Source organism: Massilia sp. R2A-15 (assembly GCF_030704305.1).
GTDB lineage: Bacteria > Pseudomonadota > Gammaproteobacteria > Burkholderiales > Burkholderiaceae_D > JAFCUW01.
Map to the genome: position 1 here is coordinate 4,078,601 of NZ_CP131935.1, position 18,683 is coordinate 4,097,283.

17 protein-coding genes are annotated in these 18,683 nt (G+C 64.8%); 7 read left to right on the top strand and 10 right to left on the bottom strand.

Features of this window, described 5'->3' with window-relative positions:
• Window positions 1-112: 112 nt before the first annotated feature.
• From Q4S45_RS18800 to Q4S45_RS18825, 6 genes are all read right to left on the bottom strand, one after another.
• The gene (locus Q4S45_RS18800) at window positions 113-1,111 is read right to left on the bottom strand and encodes a Gfo/Idh/MocA family protein (RefSeq protein ID WP_305506938.1); all 999 of its coding nucleotides are present in this window, start codon (window positions 1,109-1,111) and stop codon (window positions 113-115) included.
• A 15-nt stretch (window positions 1,112-1,126) separates the two neighbouring features.
• Complete coding sequence (locus Q4S45_RS18805) at window positions 1,127-1,912, bottom strand: DUF3025 domain-containing protein (protein WP_305506940.1); 786 nt, start codon at window positions 1,910-1,912, stop codon at window positions 1,127-1,129.
• A gap of 5 nt (window positions 1,913-1,917) precedes the next feature.
• Window positions 1,918-2,982, bottom strand: coding sequence for a dihydroorotase (gene pyrC / locus Q4S45_RS18810; RefSeq protein ID WP_305506942.1), 1,065 nt, complete (start codon window positions 2,980-2,982; stop codon window positions 1,918-1,920).
• 179 nt (window positions 2,983-3,161) lie between these two features.
• The gene (locus Q4S45_RS18815) at window positions 3,162-3,851 is read right to left on the bottom strand and encodes an amino acid ABC transporter permease (protein ID WP_305506944.1); all 690 of its coding nucleotides are present in this window, start codon (window positions 3,849-3,851) and stop codon (window positions 3,162-3,164) included.
• 3 nt (window positions 3,852-3,854) lie between these two features.
• Window positions 3,855-4,577, bottom strand: a complete 723-nt coding sequence (locus tag Q4S45_RS18820; RefSeq protein ID WP_305506946.1) for an amino acid ABC transporter permease — start codon at window positions 4,575-4,577, stop codon at window positions 3,855-3,857.
• 1 nt (window position 4,578) lies between these two features.
• On the bottom strand, window positions 4,579-5,502 hold the full coding sequence (locus Q4S45_RS18825; protein WP_305506948.1) for an amino acid ABC transporter substrate-binding protein: 924 nt from the start codon (window positions 5,500-5,502) through the stop codon (window positions 4,579-4,581).
• Between the two features lie 121 nt (window positions 5,503-5,623).
• Here Q4S45_RS18825 and Q4S45_RS18830 point away from each other — a divergent pair, with 121 nt between their 5' ends.
• Together Q4S45_RS18830 and Q4S45_RS18835 are read left to right on the top strand one after the other, a co-directional pair.
• Window positions 5,624-5,896, top strand: a complete 273-nt coding sequence (locus Q4S45_RS18830) for a YlcI/YnfO family protein (RefSeq protein WP_305506950.1) — start codon at window positions 5,624-5,626, stop codon at window positions 5,894-5,896.
• A complete protein-coding gene (locus tag Q4S45_RS18835; RefSeq protein WP_305506952.1) occupies window positions 5,893-6,192 on the top strand; it encodes a type II toxin-antitoxin system RelE/ParE family toxin in 300 nt (99 codons plus the stop codon). The genes Q4S45_RS18830 and Q4S45_RS18835 overlap by 4 nt, the downstream gene beginning before the upstream one ends.
• A gap of 42 nt (window positions 6,193-6,234) precedes the next feature.
• Here Q4S45_RS18835 and Q4S45_RS18840 read toward each other — a convergent pair whose 3' ends face one another.
• On the bottom strand, window positions 6,235-6,960 hold the full coding sequence (locus Q4S45_RS18840; RefSeq protein ID WP_305506954.1) for an amino acid ABC transporter ATP-binding protein: 726 nt from the start codon (window positions 6,958-6,960) through the stop codon (window positions 6,235-6,237).
• A gap of 198 nt (window positions 6,961-7,158) precedes the next feature.
• Between Q4S45_RS18840 and Q4S45_RS18845 the strand changes: the two genes are divergently transcribed.
• The 3 genes from Q4S45_RS18845 (at window position 7,159) to Q4S45_RS18855 (ending at window position 10,969) form a co-directional block, all read left to right on the top strand.
• Complete coding sequence (locus Q4S45_RS18845) at window positions 7,159-8,427, top strand: dicarboxylate/amino acid:cation symporter (RefSeq protein ID WP_305506955.1); 1,269 nt, start codon at window positions 7,159-7,161, stop codon at window positions 8,425-8,427.
• Window positions 8,428-8,595: 168 nt separating this feature from the next.
• Window positions 8,596-9,867, top strand: a complete 1,272-nt coding sequence (locus Q4S45_RS18850) for an amidohydrolase family protein (RefSeq protein WP_305506956.1) — start codon at window positions 8,596-8,598, stop codon at window positions 9,865-9,867.
• 46 nt (window positions 9,868-9,913) lie between these two features.
• Window positions 9,914-10,969, top strand: coding sequence for a type II asparaginase (locus tag Q4S45_RS18855; protein ID WP_374046117.1), 1,056 nt, complete (start codon window positions 9,914-9,916; stop codon window positions 10,967-10,969).
• Window positions 10,970-11,051: 82 nt separating this feature from the next.
• Here Q4S45_RS18855 and Q4S45_RS18860 read toward each other — a convergent pair whose 3' ends face one another.
• Entirely contained in the window at window positions 11,052-12,902 is a 1,851-nt protein-coding gene (locus Q4S45_RS18860; RefSeq protein WP_305506958.1) for an ABC transporter ATP-binding protein/permease, read from the bottom strand.
• Window positions 12,903-12,964: 62 nt separating this feature from the next.
• Between Q4S45_RS18860 and Q4S45_RS18865 the strand changes: the two genes are divergently transcribed.
• Entirely contained in the window at window positions 12,965-13,411 is a 447-nt protein-coding gene (locus tag Q4S45_RS18865) for an acyl-CoA thioesterase (protein ID WP_305506959.1), read from the top strand.
• Window positions 13,411-14,982, top strand: coding sequence for an alkaline phosphatase (locus Q4S45_RS18870; protein WP_305506960.1), 1,572 nt, complete (start codon window positions 13,411-13,413; stop codon window positions 14,980-14,982). Before Q4S45_RS18865 ends, Q4S45_RS18870 begins: the two co-directional genes overlap by 1 nt.
• 41 nt (window positions 14,983-15,023) lie before the next feature.
• On the opposite strand, the gene Q4S45_RS18875 is transcribed toward Q4S45_RS18870, so the two are convergent.
• Entirely contained in the window at window positions 15,024-16,703 is a 1,680-nt protein-coding gene (locus Q4S45_RS18875; protein ID WP_305506961.1) for a long-chain-fatty-acid--CoA ligase, read from the bottom strand.
• A gap of 187 nt (window positions 16,704-16,890) precedes the next feature.
• On the bottom strand, window positions 16,891-18,573 hold the full coding sequence (locus tag Q4S45_RS18880) for a long-chain-fatty-acid--CoA ligase (protein ID WP_305506962.1): 1,683 nt from the start codon (window positions 18,571-18,573) through the stop codon (window positions 16,891-16,893).
• Window positions 18,574-18,683 lie beyond the last annotated feature (110 nt).

An 18,683-nucleotide genomic window follows, 5' to 3' on the forward strand; every position in this document is an offset into this window, starting at 1 on the left:
CGCATGGGTGCGCCCTGGTCTCGCGCAAGCGGCTCCCGAACGGACGGAGCCCCTGCCGCGACAATTGTAAACCCAACATCATTCACTTTGTGCAATATATTTTTTTGGCAACTTAGCCGCTCGCGGCGCCGCCGTCGGCCGGGTAGCGCAGGCCGATTTGTTCGCGGATGTCGTCCATCACGCCCATCAGCGCCATCGTTTCCTCGTGCGTCATACCGGGACTTTCGATCAGGCCGGCCCTGAAGCAGCGCTGCGCCTCGATCGCTTCGTGCGCGTAGCCATTGCCGATGAACGGCGTGTCCACCGTGCGCGCGCTGCCGTCGGCCAGCGCCACGCTGATCGAGTTCGCGCGGTGGAACATGGTGTTCATCCGCACATGGCCCAGCTCCCCGGACACGGTCAGCTCGCAGGGCGTGCGCGCGCGCAGCGAACAGCTGCATGCCGACAGCGCGCCGTTCTCGTGCCGCAGCGTGAAGGCGGTCTGGATGTCGACGCCAGTGGGGCCCATTTCCGACAGCGCGCGCACCGATGCGACGGGACCCAGCAATGCCGCCGCGATCGACAGTGGGTAGATGCCAAGGTCGAGAAGCGCACCGCCGCCCAGCACGGGATTGAAGATGCGGTGCTCCGGCCCCTGCGTCGCCGTAAAGCCGAAATCGGCGCTGACCTGGTGCACACGGCCGATTTCGCCGGAGGCGATGATGCGGCGCACTTCGGCCAGCGCCGGCATGAAGCGCGTCCACATCGCCTCCATCAGGAACAGCCGCTTCTCGCGCGCCAGCGCCACCACTTCCCCGGCCTCGCGCCGGTTCATCGTGAACGCTTTCTCGCACAGCACGCCCTTCCCAGCGCGCAGCGCCATCAACGCGTTCTCGGCGTGCATCGGGTGCGGCGTGCCGATGTAGACGATGTCGACATCGGCGGCGTCGGCCAGCTCCTGGTAGGTACCGTAGGCGGCCGCGGCGCCGAATTCGCGCGCGAAGTCCTGCGCGCCGTCGATGCCGCGCGACGCCACCGCCGCCAGCACGGCGCCCGGCGTGTCCTTCAGCGCCTCGGCAAACGCGCGCGATATCTTGCCCGTCCCGAGAATCCCCCAGCGCACTTCGTCCATCGCCTTACTCCTCGTTCAGGCAGCGCGCTTCGGGCGAAACACGCTGGTGTCGGCATAAAAATCGTCATCCTGCCCCGGCCACCAGCCGGGCACTCCCAGCACCTGCAGCGGCGTGAAGCAAGAAGTATCGAGCGGCTCGCCGGCCAGCGCCAGCGATTCGTGCTTGTCGATCCACGCGCGCCGCGCTTCGGGAGCCAGCGCAAAATAGTCGTCGCCGGCGAAGATCACGCGGGTGTGCGCGGTGATCGCCTTGCGCGGCGCGACCAGCTTTTCCATCAGCGCGTGGCCGAACAGCCATACCTGCGCGTCGCGGCCGAACTGCGCGCGGCGCTGGCAGAACGCTTCCTGCCAGCGATGGCCGCGCAAGGCGTCGACCAGCGCGCGGCCTTCATCGGAATCGCGCACCACCAGCAGCGCCGAGTTCTCGTCGTAGATGGTGGCGGCGTCGCGTGCGGCGCCGCGCGACTTGCCCACGCCGGCCAGCGCGATCTGCGCCGCCTGCAAGGCGTTGAGCTGGCGCTTGATGCGCGGGAAGGTCAGCCACACCAGCGCGTTGAAGAAGTCGTGCAGGTTCTCGCGCGTGGGCACGCAGCCGGTGGCGCCGATGAATTCCTCATACGCGCGCCCTTCCGGCAGCTCGGCCTGCGGCACGAATCGCAGGGGCTGGCCGGCAGCGTTATGCAGTCCGCCCGCGCCGGCGTTGAAGGCCGCGATCAGGTCGCCGCCGGCAAAGTCCAGCCGCTCGAACGCTGGCCGCACCGCGTCGTACCACGGCCGGCCCCAGTCGATTTCGGGCAGCATCGGCGTTACAGCATCTTCCAGTTGATTTGCTCACCGCCGTTGAGCGGCACCAGCGCGGATTCGCCCAGCGCCACGGTGGCCGGCAGAGTCCACGATTCGCGCTTGAGCGTGACGGTGCCTTCGTTGCGCGGCAGGTCGTAGAAGTCCGGGCCGTAGAAGCTGGCGAAGGCTTCGAGCTTGTCGAGCGCGCCGGCGCGGTCGAAGGCTTCGGCATACATCTCCATCGCGTGCAGCGCGGTGTAGCAGCCGGCGCAGCCGCAGGCAGTCTCCTTGGCGCCGATCGCGTGCGGCGCCGAGTCGGTGCCGAGGAAGAAGCGCTCGTCGCCGCTGGTGGCAGCCGTCATCAGCGCGAGGCGGTGCTCTTCGCGCTTGAGCACGGGCAGGCAGTAATAGTGCGGGCGGATGCCGCCCTTGAAGATCTCGTTGCGGTTGTACAGCAGGTGGTGCGCGGTGATGGTGGCGGCGATCGGGCCGTCGGCTTCGGCCACGTACTGCGCGGCGTCCTTGGTGGTGATGTGCTCGAACACGATCTTCAGCTCCGGCATGTCACGGCGCAGCGGTCGCATCACGCGTTCGATGAAGACGGCCTCGCGGTCGAACAGGTCGATGTCCTGGTCCGTCACTTCGCCGTGCACCAGGAAGGGCATGCCGAGTTCCTGCATCACTTCGAGCGTCTTGTAGCACTTCGCCAGGTCGGTGACGCCGGCGTCGGAATTTGTGGTGGCGCCGGCTGGGTACAGCTTCACGGCGTGGATGAAGCCCGTGTCCATCGCGCGGCGGATCTCGTCCGGCTCGGTGTTGTCGGTCAGGTAGAGCGTCATCAGCGGCTCGAAGCGGTTCGCCGCCCGTTGCATGTCCGCCGGGAGCGCGGCCAGGATACGGTCGCGGTAGGCGCTTGCCATCGCGGTGGTGGTGACGGGCGGCTTCAGGTTCGGCATCACGATCGCGCGGGCGAACTGGCGCGCGCTGTGCGGCAGCACGCTGGCCATCGCCGCGCCGTCGCGCAGGTGCAGGTGCCAGTCGTCGGGACGCGTGATGGTAATGGTCTGGGGGGATTCGATGTTGGACATGGCGGCTTTCGAAGAGCAAGTGGCGTTATTTTACGCGCTGTCGCTATTAAGTGCTGTGACTCAGGATGGGGTCAGGTGCGCAGGACCAGACCCCAATTTAGCCGGCGCCGCGACACGAAGCCCGGGGCCTGGTCCCGCGGACCTGGCCCCATGCTGGGCGTTGCAGTATCAGTTGCAAATCACGCAATCGCAATGCGCCGCTGCAGGCGCAACACCATGCGCGACAGCGCGAAGCACATCACAAAGTACACCAGCGCGACGAACGAGTACATTTCGACCAGCCGGCCGTCGCGCTGGGCGACCTTGCTGGCGGCGCCGACGAAATCAGGAATCGACAGCACGTACACCAGCGACACGTCCTGGAACAGCACGATGGTCTGCGTCAGCAGCACCGGGATCATGTGGCAGAACGCCTGCGGCAGCACGATCAGCCGCATCGCCTGCCAATGTCCCATGCCCAGCGCCAGCGCCGCGGCAGCCTGCCCGCGCGGCACCGCGAGGATCCCGCCGCGCATGATCTCGCAGTAGTACGCGGCTTCGAACAGGGTGAACGTGATCAGCGCCGACCAGAAAGCGCCGACTTCGACCGGCTCCGCGGCGCCGATTACCCACGCGGCCAGGTAGGGCACCAGGAAGTAGAACCAGAAGATCACCAGCACCAGCGGCACCGAGCGCACCAGGTTGACGTAGGCGCCGGCGAAGAACGCGACGATCTTCAGGCCCGACTGGCGCATCAGCGCCAGCAAGGTGCCGAGCACGATCCCGCCGGCCATCGCGAACACGGTCAGCTGCAGCGTGAACACCATCCCGACACGAAACAGGTAGCCCCACGAGCGCGCGATGACGTCGAAATCGAACGCGGCGAACATGGCTCATGCTCCGCCGACCAGCGCGGTGCGGCGCTCGATGACGCGCATCAGCGTCACCGTGGCCAGGTTGACCAGCAGGTAGATCACGGTGGCGGCGGTGAACGCTTCGAACACTTGGAACGAGAACTCCTGCACGGCGCGCGCGCTGGCGGTCAGCTCCATCAGGCCGATGGTGAGGGCGACCGAACTGTTCTTGATGACGTTGAGGAACTCGCTGGTCAGCGGCGGCAGCACGATGCGCAGGCCCAGCGGCAGCAGGACGAAGCGATAGACCTGCGACAGGCGCATGCCGAGCGCGCGCGCCGCCAGCTTGTGGCAGGCGGCGACAGCGTCGATGCCGGCCGCCACCTGCACCGCTACCCGCGCCGACGTGAAGAAACCCAGGCAGATTGTCGCGGTGAGAAATGACGCATTCGGCAGCGCCTTGAGGGCATCGCCCGCCGCCACCGGCAGCAGCTCGGGCAGCACGAAAAACCACAGGAACATCTGCACCAGCAAGGGGATGTTGCGGAACAGTTCGACGTAGCCTGACGCCAGCCGCTGCGGCCAGGCGCCGGGAAGGCTGCGCACGGTGCCGACGGCGATGCCCAGCGCCAGCGCCATCAGCCACGCCGACAGCGCGGTCGCCACCGTCCATCCCAGGCCCGCCAGCAAGGTGCCGAGGTAGGTGTGCACGCCATCGGGCGAGAGCTGGAAGAAAATCCCCCAGTTCCAGTGATAGTTCACGCTATTTGATGGTGCGGTATGCGGCCGGGTCGCCCGAATCGGTCGGATTGGCGATCACCGCCCTCAGCGCGGCCGGCATCGGGAAGTGCAGATTGATGCCGCGCGGCGGAATCGGCTGCAGGAACCACCTGGCGTAGATCTTTTCGAATTCTTCCGACCGGTACACCCGCTTGAGCGCAGTGTCCACCGCCTGCTTGAAGGCCGGGTCGCCCCGCCGCATCATGATCCCGTAGGGTTCGACCGACAGTGCCTCCGGCGAAGTCTGGTAGTCGCCCGGATTCTTCGAGCCGGCGATCTGCGCGGCCAGCAAGATGTCGTCATTGGCCTCGGCCGCCGCGCGCCCGGTTTCGAGCATCAGGAACGATTCGGGGTGGTCCTTGGCGACGACGATATTCATGCCCAGCCCGCGCTCCTGATTGAGCATCGTCATGAGCTTCTGGGTGGTCGTGCCGGCGGTGACGACCAGCGTCTTGCCTTTCATGTCGGCCAGCGAGATGATGCCGGACGATTTTTTCGACATCAGCCGGGCCGATATGATGAACATCGTGGGCGCGAAGGCGGCCTGCTGCTGGCGTTCGAGGTTATTGGTGGTCGAGCCGCATTCGAGGTCGATGGTGCCGTTGGCCATCAGCGGGATGCGGTTGGCCGAGGTAACCGGGTTCATCGCCACCTTCAGGTTGGGCAACGCGAGCTGCTTTTTCAGCCCATCGACCACGCGCATGCACAGGTCGACCGAATAGCCGATGTAATGCTGTTTGTCGTCCAGGTAGGAAAACGGCACCGACCCGTCGCGCACGCCGAGCGTGATGGTGTTGGTGCGCTTGATCTTGGCAAGCGTGCCCGTCAACTCCTGGGCGCTGGCCTGGAAGGCGAGGCCGGCAAATGCGGCGCACGCGAGTATCACTGGCAACCTGAGTGGTTTCATGATGGCCTCCGTTGAAGGACCATTCTGCACGCGGGACCCGATTCGCGCAAATTGTCCTGAACTGTGCGCGACATTCGTCATGCGATAATGCATCGCAAACGCATCGCATTGGAGCAAGTCAATGAAAACCTCATCCATTCCATCCTTGCGCGTCACCCCCGAGCTCCGCGCGGAGGCAGAAAGCGTGCTTGAAGGGGGCGAAACCCTGTCCAGCTTCGTCGAACAGTCGTTGCGCGTCCAGATCGCCCGTCGGCAGGCGCAACGCGAATTTGTCGCACGCGGGCTTGCTTCGCGCGACGAGGCGCGGCGCTCGGGCGAATATTTCACCGCTGACGACGTGCTTTCCGAACTCGATGCCTCGTTGGAGGAAGCGGAAGCGAAAGTGCGCAAGTGACCTTCCGCGTCCGATACACGAAAGCGGCGCGCGACGACCTGCGCCGGCTGTATGCGTATATGCTCGAGGTCGATGTAAAGGGAGCACGCCGCGCGCGGGACAAGATCGCGAAGGGTGTCGAACTGCTGAAGGAATTTCCCTTCACCTGCCGAAAGGCGTCGCCTGACACTCCGCTTCTGCGCGAATTGATTATTCCCTTCGGAAGCAGTGGCTACGTCCTGCTGTTCGAAATCGAAGACGCTTCAACGGTCACGATCCTGGCGGCGCGACACCAGCGAGAGGACGACTATTTCTAGGTCTGCGGCGGTGTAATACCGAGGTCAGGTCCGTCTTGCTCGCTAGTGAATGATCCGCGCGAGAAATTCCCTGGCCCGCTCGGAGCGCGGCGCCGCGAAGAACTCCTCCTTCGGGCTGTCCTCGACGATCCTGCCGTGGTCCATGAAGACGATGTGGTCGGCCACCTTGCGCGCAAATCCCATCTCGTGCGTCACCACCATCATCGTCATGCCTTCCTGCGCCAGGCCGACCATGACGTCGAGTACTTCGTTGATCATTTCGGGATCGAGCGCAGAGGTGGGCTCGTCGAACAGCATCGCGACCGGATCCATCGCCAGCGCGCGCGCAATCGCCACGCGCTGCTGCTGGCCGCCCGACAGCTGGCTGGGAAATTTGTCCTGCTGCGCCAGCAGGCCGACGCGGTCGAGGTACTTCAGCCCCTTGGCGGTCGCCTCCTCCTGGCTGCGCTTCAAGACCTTGACCTGCCCGAGCGTGAGGTTCTGGCGCACGGTCAGGTGCGGGAACAGCTCGAAATTCTGGAACACCATGCCGATGCGCGCGCGCAGCGCCGACAGGTTGGTCTTGGGGTCGCCCACCGACACCCCATCGACCACGATGCTCCCCTGCTGGAACGGTTCGAGCCCGTTGACGGTCTTGATCAGGGTTGACTTGCCCGAGCCGGACGGGCCGCAGATCACCACCACGTCGCCCTTCCCGACGCGGGTGCTGCATCCGTCCAGCACCTGGAAGGCGCCATACCACTTGCTCACATTATTCAGTTCGATCATGTTGTCCGTTGTTGGTAGGGGCAAGCAAGCTTGACAGCACCGGGAATGCTTAGGATACTGCGGAACTTGTAATTCTCATCAGTATCAAGTCTGGCGCGCCAACAAAATAGCGTGAGCGGCCCGAGAACGCAAGGCTACAGCATTTAATCACGAGTCCCATCGACGCACGCATCGACACTTTCACAGGAAGCGCCGCATATGAATAATCGCAACCGCCTGACCACCTACATCCTGATCGCCCTCGTGCTGGGGATCGTGGCCGGCTACTTCGTCAACGCCTACATGAAGCCGAACGCCGCTTCGTACTCCGACATCATGTCTCTGGTGACGACGCTGTTCCTGCGACTGATCAAGATGATCATCGCGCCGCTGGTGTTTTCGACGCTGGTGGTCGGCATCGCGAAGATGGGCGACACCAAGGAAGTCGGCCGCATCGGGGTCAAGGCGCTGGGCTGGTTCGTGATCGCATCAGTGATTTCGCTGTCGCTTGGCCTGGTGCTGGTGAACCTGTTCCGTCCGGGCGACGCGATCCACGCCGCCAACATGATGCCGGCCATCGGCACCGCCTCGGGCATCGCCACCAGCAGCCTGACGCTGAAGGAATTCATCACCCACCTGGTTCCTTCGTCGATCATCGACGGCATGGCCAAGAACGAGATCCTGCAGATCGTGATCTTCTCGATATTCTTCGGCACCGCCGCCGCCGCGGTGGGCGAGCGCAGCAAGCCGCTGGTCGACGCGATCGACGGCGTCGCCCACATCATGCTGAAGGTGACCGGCTACGTGATGAATTTCGCACCGTACGCGGTGTTCGCGGCGGTTTCCGGCATCGTCGCCGCAAAAGGCCTGGAGGTCCTCAAGACCTACGGCGTGTTCATGGGCGAGTTCTACCTCGGGATCATCCTGCTGTGGATCGTGCTGACCGTCCTCGGCTTCTTGTTCCTGGGTCCGCGCGTGATCAAGCTGCTGGCCGAACTGCGCGAGCCGACCCTGCTGGCCTTCTCCACCGCGTCGTCGGAAGCGGCATTCCCGAAAACCCTGGAAGGCCTCGAGCGTTTCGGCGTGCGCAACCGCATCGCCGCCTTCGTGCTGCCGATCGGTTATTCGTTCAACCTCGACGGCTCGATGATGTACTGCACCTTCGCAGCCGTCTTCATCGCCCAGGCCTACGGCATTGAGATGTCGCTGGGCACCCAGATCACCATGATGCTGGTGCTGATGCTGACGTCCAAGGGCATGGCCGGCGTGCCGCGCGCTTCGCTGGTGGTGATCGCCGCCACGCTCACGCAATTCAATATCCCTGAAGCCGGCCTGCTGCTCCTGCTCGGCATCGACCACTTCCTCGACATGGCGCGTTCGGCCACCAACGTCATCGGCAACGGCATCGCCACCGCGGTCGTCGCCAAATGGGAGAACGAACTGGCCGTGCCGGTCAGGCAGGACTGGGCCGCGGCCGAACTGCCGTAAGGCGCCGGCGCTCGATCACGAGGGGCTTTCCAGCGATGGAAGGCCCTTTTTTGTAGCGCGGCCAGGATCCGGTCAGGCTCGCGGGACCAGCTCCCTGCGCCGCGTCACGAAGCCGGGGTCTGGTCCTGCGGACCTGACCCCATTTTCATCACTCTCAGGAGCGTACTGATGCGAAAAATCTCTTTGGCCGGCATGTTGATGATTGCCGGCGCCGCCCACGCAGCGCCGCAGGTGGTCGATTGCGGCCGCCTGCTCGACGTCAAGGCCGGCGTCTGGCGCGAACGCGTCAGCATCACGGTCGACAATGGCGTGGTCACCGCGATCGGGCCGATGGCCGCCGCGCCAGGGCATATCGACCTGTCGGCCTATTCCTGCCTGCCCGGCCTGATCGACATGCACGTGCACCTGACCGGCGAAACCCAGCCGCAAATCGCTTCGCTGCGCGACGCACTGAGTTCGAATCCCGCCGACGCGGCCTACCAGTCGGTGCCGTATGCGGAGCGCACCCTCAAGGCCGGCTTCACCACGGTGCGCGACCTGGGCGCCAACGACGGCCTGAACATCGCCCTCAAGCGGGCGATCGATAAAGGCTCAGTGATCGGACCGCGCATGTTCACCGCCGGTTCCATCATCTCGACCACGGGCGGCCACGGCGACCCGTCGAACAACCTGTCGGAACAGTTCGGCCATGCGGTCGACGCCTCCTCGGTGGTGAACAGTCCCGAACAGGGCCGCCAGGCCGTGCGGGCCCATTACAAGGACGGCGCGGACCTGATCAAGGTCACCGCCACCGGCGGCGTGCTTAGCCAGGCGCGCAACGGCCAGAACGCCCAGTTCACCGAGGACGAGTTGCGCGCGATCGTCAGCACCGCCAAAGACTACGGATTTCGCGTGGCCGCGCATGCGCATGGCGCCGAGGGCATGAAGCGTGCACTGCGCGCCGGCGTCGATTCGATTGAGCACGGCACGCTGATGGACGACGAGGCGATCGCGCTGTTCAAGAAACACGGCGCCTGGTACGTGCCGACCATTTCCGCCGGCCGCTATGTGGCCGACAAGGCGAAGATCGACGGCTACTATTCGGCGCTGGTGCAGCCCAAGGCCGCCGCGATCGGCCCGCAGATCCAGGCCACCTTCGGCCGCGCCTACCGCGCCGGCGTGAAGATCGCCTTCGGCACCGACGCCGCGGTCTACCCGCACGGCGACAACGCCAAAGAGTTCGCCTACATGGTGGAAGCCGGCATGCCGCCGCTCGAAGCGATCCGCTCCGCCACGCTGAGCGCCGCCACCCTGCTCGACCAGTCGGACAAGCTCGGATCGGTCGAACCGGGCTACGCCGCCGACATCGTCGCCGTCAGCGGCGATCCGCTGCGCGATATCACGACGCTGCAGCGCGTGAAATTTGTGATGAAGGCCGGCGCGGTCTTCAAACAGCCTTAATTTTTAACCTGGAGGTTCCATGCTGCACCAAGCAACCCGCCGTTCGATGATGGCGCTGTTCGTTTCCCTGTTCTTCGTCTCGAGCGTCCGCGCCGAGGCGCCGGCGCCGCGCCTGGCCAACGTCGTTATCCTGGCCACCGGCGGCACCATTGCCGGCACCGGCGCCACCAGCACCACCACGGTCGGCTACACCGCAGCCACCGTCGGCGTGCAAAGCCTGATCAAGGCCGTGCCGGAACTGGCGAAGGTCGCCAACGTCACCGGCGAGCAGGTGTTCCAGATCGCCAGCGAGAACATGAGCAACGAGCACTGGCTGATCCTGGCCAAGCGTGTCAACGCGCTGCTGGCGCAGCCGAACGTGGACGGCATCGTCATCACGCACGGCACCGACACGCTGGAGGAGACGGCGTACTTCCTCGACCTGGTGGTCAAGAGCCGCAAGCCGGTGGTGCTGGTGGGCGCGATGCGGCCATCGACCGCGCTGTCTGCCGACGGCCCGATCAACCTGTACAACTCGGTGCTGCTCGCAGCGAGCCCTGACGCAGTGGGCAAAGGCGTGCTGGTGGCGATGAACGACCAGATCCAGGCCGCGCGCGAAGTCACCAAGACCAATACCTCGACGCTCGATTCGTTCCGCACGCCGGAGCTGGGCATGCTCGGCTACATCCAGGGCAGCAAGCCGTTCTTCTATCGCGCCTCGACCCGCAAGCACACGGTCGATACCGAGTTCGACGTGAGCGCCTTGAGCGCGCTGCCGGCGGTAGATATCGTGTACGGCCATGCGAACGTCGGACCGGTGGCTGTCGATGCGTTCGTGGCGGCTGGCGACAAGGGCATTATCCACGCTGGCGTGGGCGATGGCAGCCTGGCGTCGAAGGTGGTGCCGGCGCTGAAATCGGCGCGCCAGAAAGGCGTGATCATCGTGCGCGCGAGCCGGGTCGGCCAGGGCATCCTGGCGCGCAATGGCGAAGCGAATGACGACGAGCTGGATTTCGTGGTGGCCGATACGCTCAATGCGCAGAAGGCGCGCATCCTGCTGATGCTGGCGCTGACGAAGACCAACAGCACCAGAGAGATTCAGCGGATGTTCTACACCTACTGACTTAACGCCCGTCGTTCCTGCGGAGGCAGGAACCTATACTGAGCTTATTCAGCATGGGCTCCTGCCTTCGCAGGAGCGACGGCTAATCCTGCTCCAGCTCCACCGGCGGCGACGCCAGCGATTCATCCTGCCTCGCCTGCTGCCGCTCCCACATCTGCGCGTACAGCCCTTTCGCGGCCAGCAGCGCGTAATGCGTTCCCCGTTCGACAATGCGGCCGTGATCGAGCACCAGGATCTGCTGCGCGTCGGCCACCGTCGACAGGCGGTGCGCAATGACCAGCGTGGTGCGGTTCTTCGCAATCTCCTTCAGCTGCGCCTGGATCGCCTGCTCGGCCTTCGAGTCGAGCGCCGACGTGGCTTCGTCGAAGATCAGGATCGCCGGATCCTTGAGCAGCGTGCGCGCGATCGCAACGCGCTGCTTCTCGCCGCCGGACAGCTTCAGTCCCCGTTCGCCGACCATCGTGCCATAGCCGTCGGGCAGGCTTTCGATGAAGTCGTGGATGGACGCCGCGCGCGCCGCCGCAATGATGTCGTCCTTGCTCGCGCCCGGCTTGCCGTAGGCGATGTTGTATTCGATGGTGTCGTTGAACAGCACCGTATCCTGCGGCACGATGCCGATGGCGGCGCGCAGCGATTCCTGCGTCACGTCGCGCACGTCCTGGCCGTCGATCGTAATCGCCCCGCCGTTGACGTCGTAAAAGCGGAACAGCAGCCGCGACATCGTCGACTTGCCGGAGCCGCTGTGGCCCACCACCGCGGTCGTGGTGCCGGCGGGGATTGTGAAGTCCACGTCGAACAGGATCTGGCGCTTGGCTTCGTAGCTGAATTCGACATGGCTGAATGCGACCTTCGCGCCTTGCGTGATCAGCGCTTGCGCATTCGCGCTGTCCGCCACCTCGCGGTTCTGGTCGAGCAGCGCGAACAGGCGCTCCATGTCGGCCAGGCTTTGCTTGATCTCGCGGTAGATCACGCCGAGGAAGTTGAGCGGAATGTACAGTTGGATCATGAAGGAATTGACCAGCACCAGGTCGCCCAGGCTCATGCTGCCGTCGATGACGCCGACCGTCGCGCGCCACAGGATCAGCGTGACGGCCGTGGCGATGATCAGCGATTGCCCGGTGTTGAGCACCGACAGCGAGGTCTGCGACTTGACCGCCGCGTTCTCGAAACTCTGCAAGCCGTGGTCGTAGCGCTTCGCCTCGTAGTCCTCGTTGCCGAAGTACTTGACCGTTTCGTAGTTGATCAGCGAGTCGATGGCCTTGGTGTTCGCCTTTGAATCGAGCTCGTTCATGGTGCGCCGGAAGTGCGTGCGCCAGTTCGTCACCATCACGGTGAAGGTAATGTAGGTGACCAGCGCCACCGCGGTGATCACGCTGAACCACTTGTCGTACTTGGTGATCAGGTAGCCCAGCACCAGCGTGATCTCGACCAGCGTCGGCAGGATGTTAAATAGCGTGTACGAAATCAGCGAGCTGACGCCGCGCGTGCCGCGCTCGATATCGCGCGTCATGCCGCCGGTCTGGCGGTTCAGGTGGAAGCGCAGCGACAGCGCGTGCAGGTGGCGGAACACTTTCAGCGCGATGGTGCGCACCGCGCGCTGGGTGACGCGCGCGAACAGGAACTCGCGCAGTTCGGTAAATACGGTTGTGGAAAGCCGCAGCGCGCCGTAGGCGATCAGCGCGCCGATCGGCAGCACCATCAGCGCCTGCGGGCTCGATGGGCTGATGGTGAGCGCGTCGATCAGGTGCTTCATGACGACCGGGATGCCGACGTTGGCGACCTTGGCGCCGATCAGGCAGCCCAGCGCGGCCAGCACGCGCCACTTGTAGACCCACAGGTAAGGCAGCAGCGTGCCGATCGTGGACCAGTCGCTGCGGCCAGGCGTTTTCTGGTCGGGCGGAGGCGGGTTGGGACTTGCTGAATGACGTCGCATGGCAGAGCTCTGGGATTTATGGTTCAATTTGGGACGATTGTAGCCTTTCACGAGAATTCACGATGACCACGCCAGAAAACCCAGTCAATACGCCGAGCGCCGGCCTCCCCGCAGGGAAAATGCCGCAGCTGCGCGTGATGCCCGCGCCGTCCGACGCCAATGTGTACGGCGACGTGTTCGGCGGCTGGATCATGGCGCAGGTCGATATCGCCGGCTCGCTGCCGGCCACGCGCCGCGCCAACGGCCGCGTCGCGACCATCGCGGTGAACTCCTTCCTGTTCAAGCATCCGGTGTTCGTCGGCGACTTGCTGTCGTTCTACGCCGACATCGTCAAGGTCGGCAATACCTCGATCACCGTGTATGTCGAGGTGTACGCGGAGCGCAACCGCCTGCAGGCCGACACCGTCAAGGTCACCGAGGCGACGCTGACCTATGTCGCCACCGGCACCGACCGCAAGCCGCGCCAGCTGCCGCCGCTCGAATCGCTGATCTCCAATCCCGACGCCTGATGGATCGCGCGCGTCGCATTTTCCTGCTCAATGCGGCGCAGCTGGCCGCTTTTGCGGCAGTGGGCGGCGTCGCGTGCGCGCGCGCCGAGGGATCCGCTTATCCGTTCAGCCTTGGCGTCGCATCCGGCTCGCCGCTGCCCGACTCGGTGATACTGTGGACACGCATCCTGGCCGACCCGCTCAATGCCGCGGCAACCGCGCCGGTGGCGCTGTCCGTGCGATGGGAAGTGGCAGAGGACGAGGGCTTCCGGCGCATCGCCGCGAAGGGCACCGCTGCGGCCGTGCCGGAACTGGCGCACAGCGTTCACGTCGACGTGACCGGGCTGGCGCCGGCCCGCTGGTACTGGTACCGCTTCATGCTGGGCGACGCGGTCAGCCCGGTCGGGCGCACGCGCACCGCGCCGGCGCCTGACGCGATGCCTTCGATGCTCAAGCTGGCGGTCGCGTCGTGCCAGCACTGGGAATTCGGCAGCTACGGGGCGCACCGGCAGATCGCGTCGGCCGCGCCCGACCTGGTGGCCTTCCTGGGCGACTACATCTACGAGTGGGGTCCGTATCACCTGAAGCATCCGGAGAAGGCGAGGCGCACCAACGAGTCGTTCACGCTGGCCGATTACCGTGCCCGCTACGCGCAGTACAAGAGCGATCCGGACCTGCAGGCCGCGCACCATGCGGCGCCCTGGATCGTCACGTGGGACGATCACGAAGTCGAAAACGACTACGCCAACGACCACGACCTGCACCTGTCGGCCGATTTCATGGCGCGCCGCGCGGCGGCCTACCAGGCGTTCTACGAGCACATGCCGATCCGCCTGGCGTCGCCGGGGCAGACGGATTATGCAAAATTTCGCATATTCCAGCGCTTCGACTGGGGCCGGCTGGCGCGCTTCCACGTGCTCGACGACCGCCAGTACCGCGCCTATCACGCCTGCAGGGACGTGCCGGCGGGCCGCTCAGGATCGGTGAAGCGGCGCGACTGCGCGGAGCTGCGCGACCCGAACCGCTCTATGCTGGGCGGCGAACAGGAAGCGTGGCTGGCGGCCGGGCTGGACTCCTCGCCGGCGCGCTGGAACATCATCGCGCAGCAGACGCTGATGGCGCAATCGACGCAGACCAAAATCGTCACGCCGGACGACGGCCGCTTCTGGACCGATGGCTGGGATGGCTATCCGGTGGCGCGCGAGCGGCTGTTCGGCGCGCTGGCCAAAAGCGGCGCGGCCAATCCGCTGGTGATCTCGGGCGACGTGCACACTTTCTATGCGACGGAGCTGCGCAGCGATTTCTACAAGCCGGTGTCCAGCGCGAATCCGGTGCTGGCGACGGAGTTCTGCGGGACGTCGGTGACATCGGGCGGTCGGCCGCAGCAGCGCACGCTCGAATACGTCGACATGAACCCGCACATCAAGTACGGGCGCAGCGACAAGCGGGGGTTCATGCTGATGGCGGTGACGCCGGAGAAGACCACCACGCATTTCGTGGCGCTTGATGATGTGCGCGATGCGGCGACCACGACGCAGACGCTGGCCAGTTTCGTTGTGCAGGCGGGACGGGCGGGACTGACGGCGGCGTGAAAAATGGGGTCAGGTCGCGCAGGACCTGACCCCAACCCCCATCATGCGGGAGCGGTGTCGCGCAGTTCGCGGCGCAGGATCTTGCCGACGTTGGTCTTCGGCAGGTCGTCGCGGAATTCGACGTACTTCGGCTTCTTGTACGCGGTCAGCTGCTCCTTGCAGAACCCGAGCACCTGTTCCTTCGTCAACGACGGATCGCTGCGCACAATGAACAGCTTGACCGCCTCGCCGGTCGCCGTGTCCGGCACGCCGACGCATGCGCACTCGCGCACACCCGGAATCCCCGACACCACCGCCTCGATCTCGTTCGGATAGACGTTGAAACCGGACACCAGGATCATGTCCTTCTTGCGGTCGACGATGCGGGTGCTGCCCTTCGCATCCATCACGCCGATGTCGCCGGTCTTGAAGAAGCCGTCCGGCGTCATCGCCTTCATCGTTTCGTCCGGCCGGTTCCAGTAGCCCGCCATCACCTGCGGGCCGCGGATCGCGATCTCGCCGCGCTCGCCCAGCGGCACAGGCTTGCCATCGTCGTCGAGGATCTGCACTTCGGTCGACGGCAGCGGCAAGCCGATAGTGCCGGAGAACTCGTGGATGTCGCAGCGATTGGCGGTGGCCACCGGCGAGGTTTCGGACAAGCCGTAGCCTTCGATAATAGGCGTGCCGGTAACCTTGAGCCACTTGTCGGCCACCGCCTGCTGCACCGCCATGCCGCCGCCGTTGCAGACGCGATAGCTGGAGAAGTCGAGCTTCGCGAAGTCCGGGTTGTTCAGCAGGCCGTTGTACAGCGTGTTCACGGCCGGGAAGATGTTGATGCGGTACTTGGCCAGCTCCTTGACGAAGCCCGCCATGTCGCGCGGATTCGGGATCAGCACGTTCATGCCGCCCAGGCGCACCGCCATCAGCGCGCACACCGTCAGCGCGTAGATGTGATACAGCGGCAGCGCGCACACGAACTGCAGCTGGTCGCCGGCCGGCAGCGTGGACAGCGTGGGCTTGAGCCAGGCCTCGTTCTGCAGCACGTTGGCGATCACATTCCGGTGCAGCAGCACGGCGCCCTTCGAAACGCCGGTGGTGCCGCCGGTGTACTGCAGGAAGGCGATGTCGTCGTGCGTGATCGTCACCGGCGCGAGCGTCATGCGCGCGCCTTCGGCCATCATGCGGTTGAACCTGATCGCTCCCGACAGCGAATACGCCGGCACCAGTTTCTTCACCTTGCGCACCACCAGGTTGACGATCGTGCCCTTGAGCGCGCCGAGCATGTCGCCCATGCTGGCGACGATGACGTGCTTGACCGGCGTCTTCGCGATGACCTGCTCCACCGTGGTGGCGAAGTTCTCGAGCACGATGATCGCCTCGGCGCCGGAATCGATCAGCTGGTGCTGCAGCTCGCGCGGCGTGTACAGCGGATTGACGTTGACGATCACGTAGCCCGCGCGCAGCGCCGCGGCCATCGCCACCGGATACTGGAGCACGTTGGGCATCATGATCGCCACGCGCGCGCCCTGCTTCAGTCCCTTCGACTGCAGCCAGGCGCCCATCTGGCTCGACATGCGGTCAAGCTGGGCGTAGGTGATCGACTTGTCCATGCACGCGAAGGCCTTGCGATCGGCGTACTTGCGGAAGGCCTCCTCCAGCATGTGCGTGAGCGAGCGATACTGCGAACAGTCGATCTCCGCCGGCACGCCGGGCTGATACGACTCGATCCAAAACTTGTCCATCCCATACCTCATATTCGATAATAAAAAAGCACGGCGACGCGCATGATCGCGGGCCAAAAAAAATATCGTACCTGCGAAGGCTGGTACCGATACTGAGGCCGCATAACCTCCGGCACACTCAGCATGGATACCTGCCTGCGCAGGTACGACGGTCTTTGAGCCAGCGAACGTTCCCGCGCGTCTGCCGCTAAGCCGCCTGCTTCTCGTCGCGCAGCATGCGCCGCAGGATCTTCCCGACGTTCGTCTTCGGCAGCTCGGTGCGGAACTCGATGTACTTCGGCTTCTTGTAGCCGGTGAGTTCGCGCTTGCAGTAGTCCATCAGCTGTTCGGCCGTCAGGCTCGGATCCTTGCGCACCACGAAGACCTTGACCGCTTCGCCCGAATTCGCGTCCGGCACGCCGATCACCGCGCATTCGAGCACGCCCGGGTGTGCCGCGATCACGCCTTCGAGCTCGTTCGGGTAGACGTTAAAGCCCGACACCAGGATCATGTCCTTCTTGCGGTCGACGATCTTCACGTAGCCATCCGCGTCCATGATGCCGACGTCGCCCGATTTGAAGAAGCCGTCGGGCGTCATGACCCTGGCCGTTTCGGCCGGATGGTTCCAGTAGCCGGCCATGACCTGCGGGCCGCGAATGGCGATCTCGCCGCGTTCGCCCAGCGCCACCGGCACGCCGTCGTCGTCGAGGATGGCGATGTCGGTCGATGGCACCGGCAGGCCGATCGTGCCCGTAAAGCCTTCCGTGTCGGCGCGGTTGCAGGTGGCCACCGGCGAAGTCTCCGACAGGCCGTAGCCTTCGATGATGCTCACTCCGGTAATCGCGCGCCACTTGTCGTTGACGGCCTGCTGCACCGCCATGCCGCCGCCGTTGCAGATCTTCAGGGCGGAGAAATCGACGGCGCCGAAATCGGGATGGTTGATCAGCGCGTTGTACAGCGTATTCACCGCCGGCAGCATGTTGACCTGGTACTTGCGCAGCTCCTTGATGAAGCCGCCGATGTCGCGCGGGTTCGGGATCAGGAGGTTCATCGCCCCGACGCGCATGCCCCACATGGCGCAGGCAGTCAGCGCGAAGATGTGATACAGCGGCAGCGCGCAGACGATGGTGATCTGCTCGACCACGGGCGCCTTGTTCAGGGCTGGCATCGACCAGGCCTCGGACTGCAGCACGTTGGCGATCACGTTGCGATGGGTGAGCGTGGCGCCTTTCGACAGGCCGGTGGTGCCGCCGGTGTACTGGAGGAAGGCCACGTCCTGCGGCGTCGTCTCGACCGGCGCGAAGCTCATGCGCGCGCCTTGCGACAGCATGTCCTTGAACGTCACCGCATTCGGCAGCGAGAATTCGGGCACCATCTTCTTCACGTTGCGCACCACGAAGTTGACCAGCATGCCCTTCACGGCGCCGAGCATCTCGCCCATGCTGGCGACGACGATGTGCTTGACCCCTGTTCGCGGCAGCACCTGCTGCAGCGTGGTGGCGAAGTTCTCCAGCACGATGATCGCCTCGCTGCCGGAGTCGGTCAGCTGGTGTTCCAGTTCGCGCGGGGTGTACAGCGGATTGACGTTGACCACGGTGTAGCCGGCGCGCAGGATCGCGGCGATCGCGATCGGATACTGCAGCACGTTGGGCATCATGACGGCGACGCGCGCGCCCTTTTTCATGCCGCGGCTTTGCAGCCAGGCGGCGGCGCGGCGCGAACAGGCGTCGAGTTCTTTGTAAGTGAGGAACTTGTCCATGCAGACGTAGGCGTTACGGTCCGCGAACTTGGTGAACGATTCGTCAAGCAGCTGGACCAGCGAGCGGTATTGGTCGGGATCGATCTCCGCCGGAACGCCTTCCGGGTAGGACTTCAGCCAAAATTTATCCATCTCACGTCCCTCGTCTCTGTAATTATCGTGATGGACGCCGTTCGAGCGGCGCCTCGCAAGTGCTCGATACGATGCTATCGGGCGGCGCGGCCGATAGCAAGCGGTTTTGC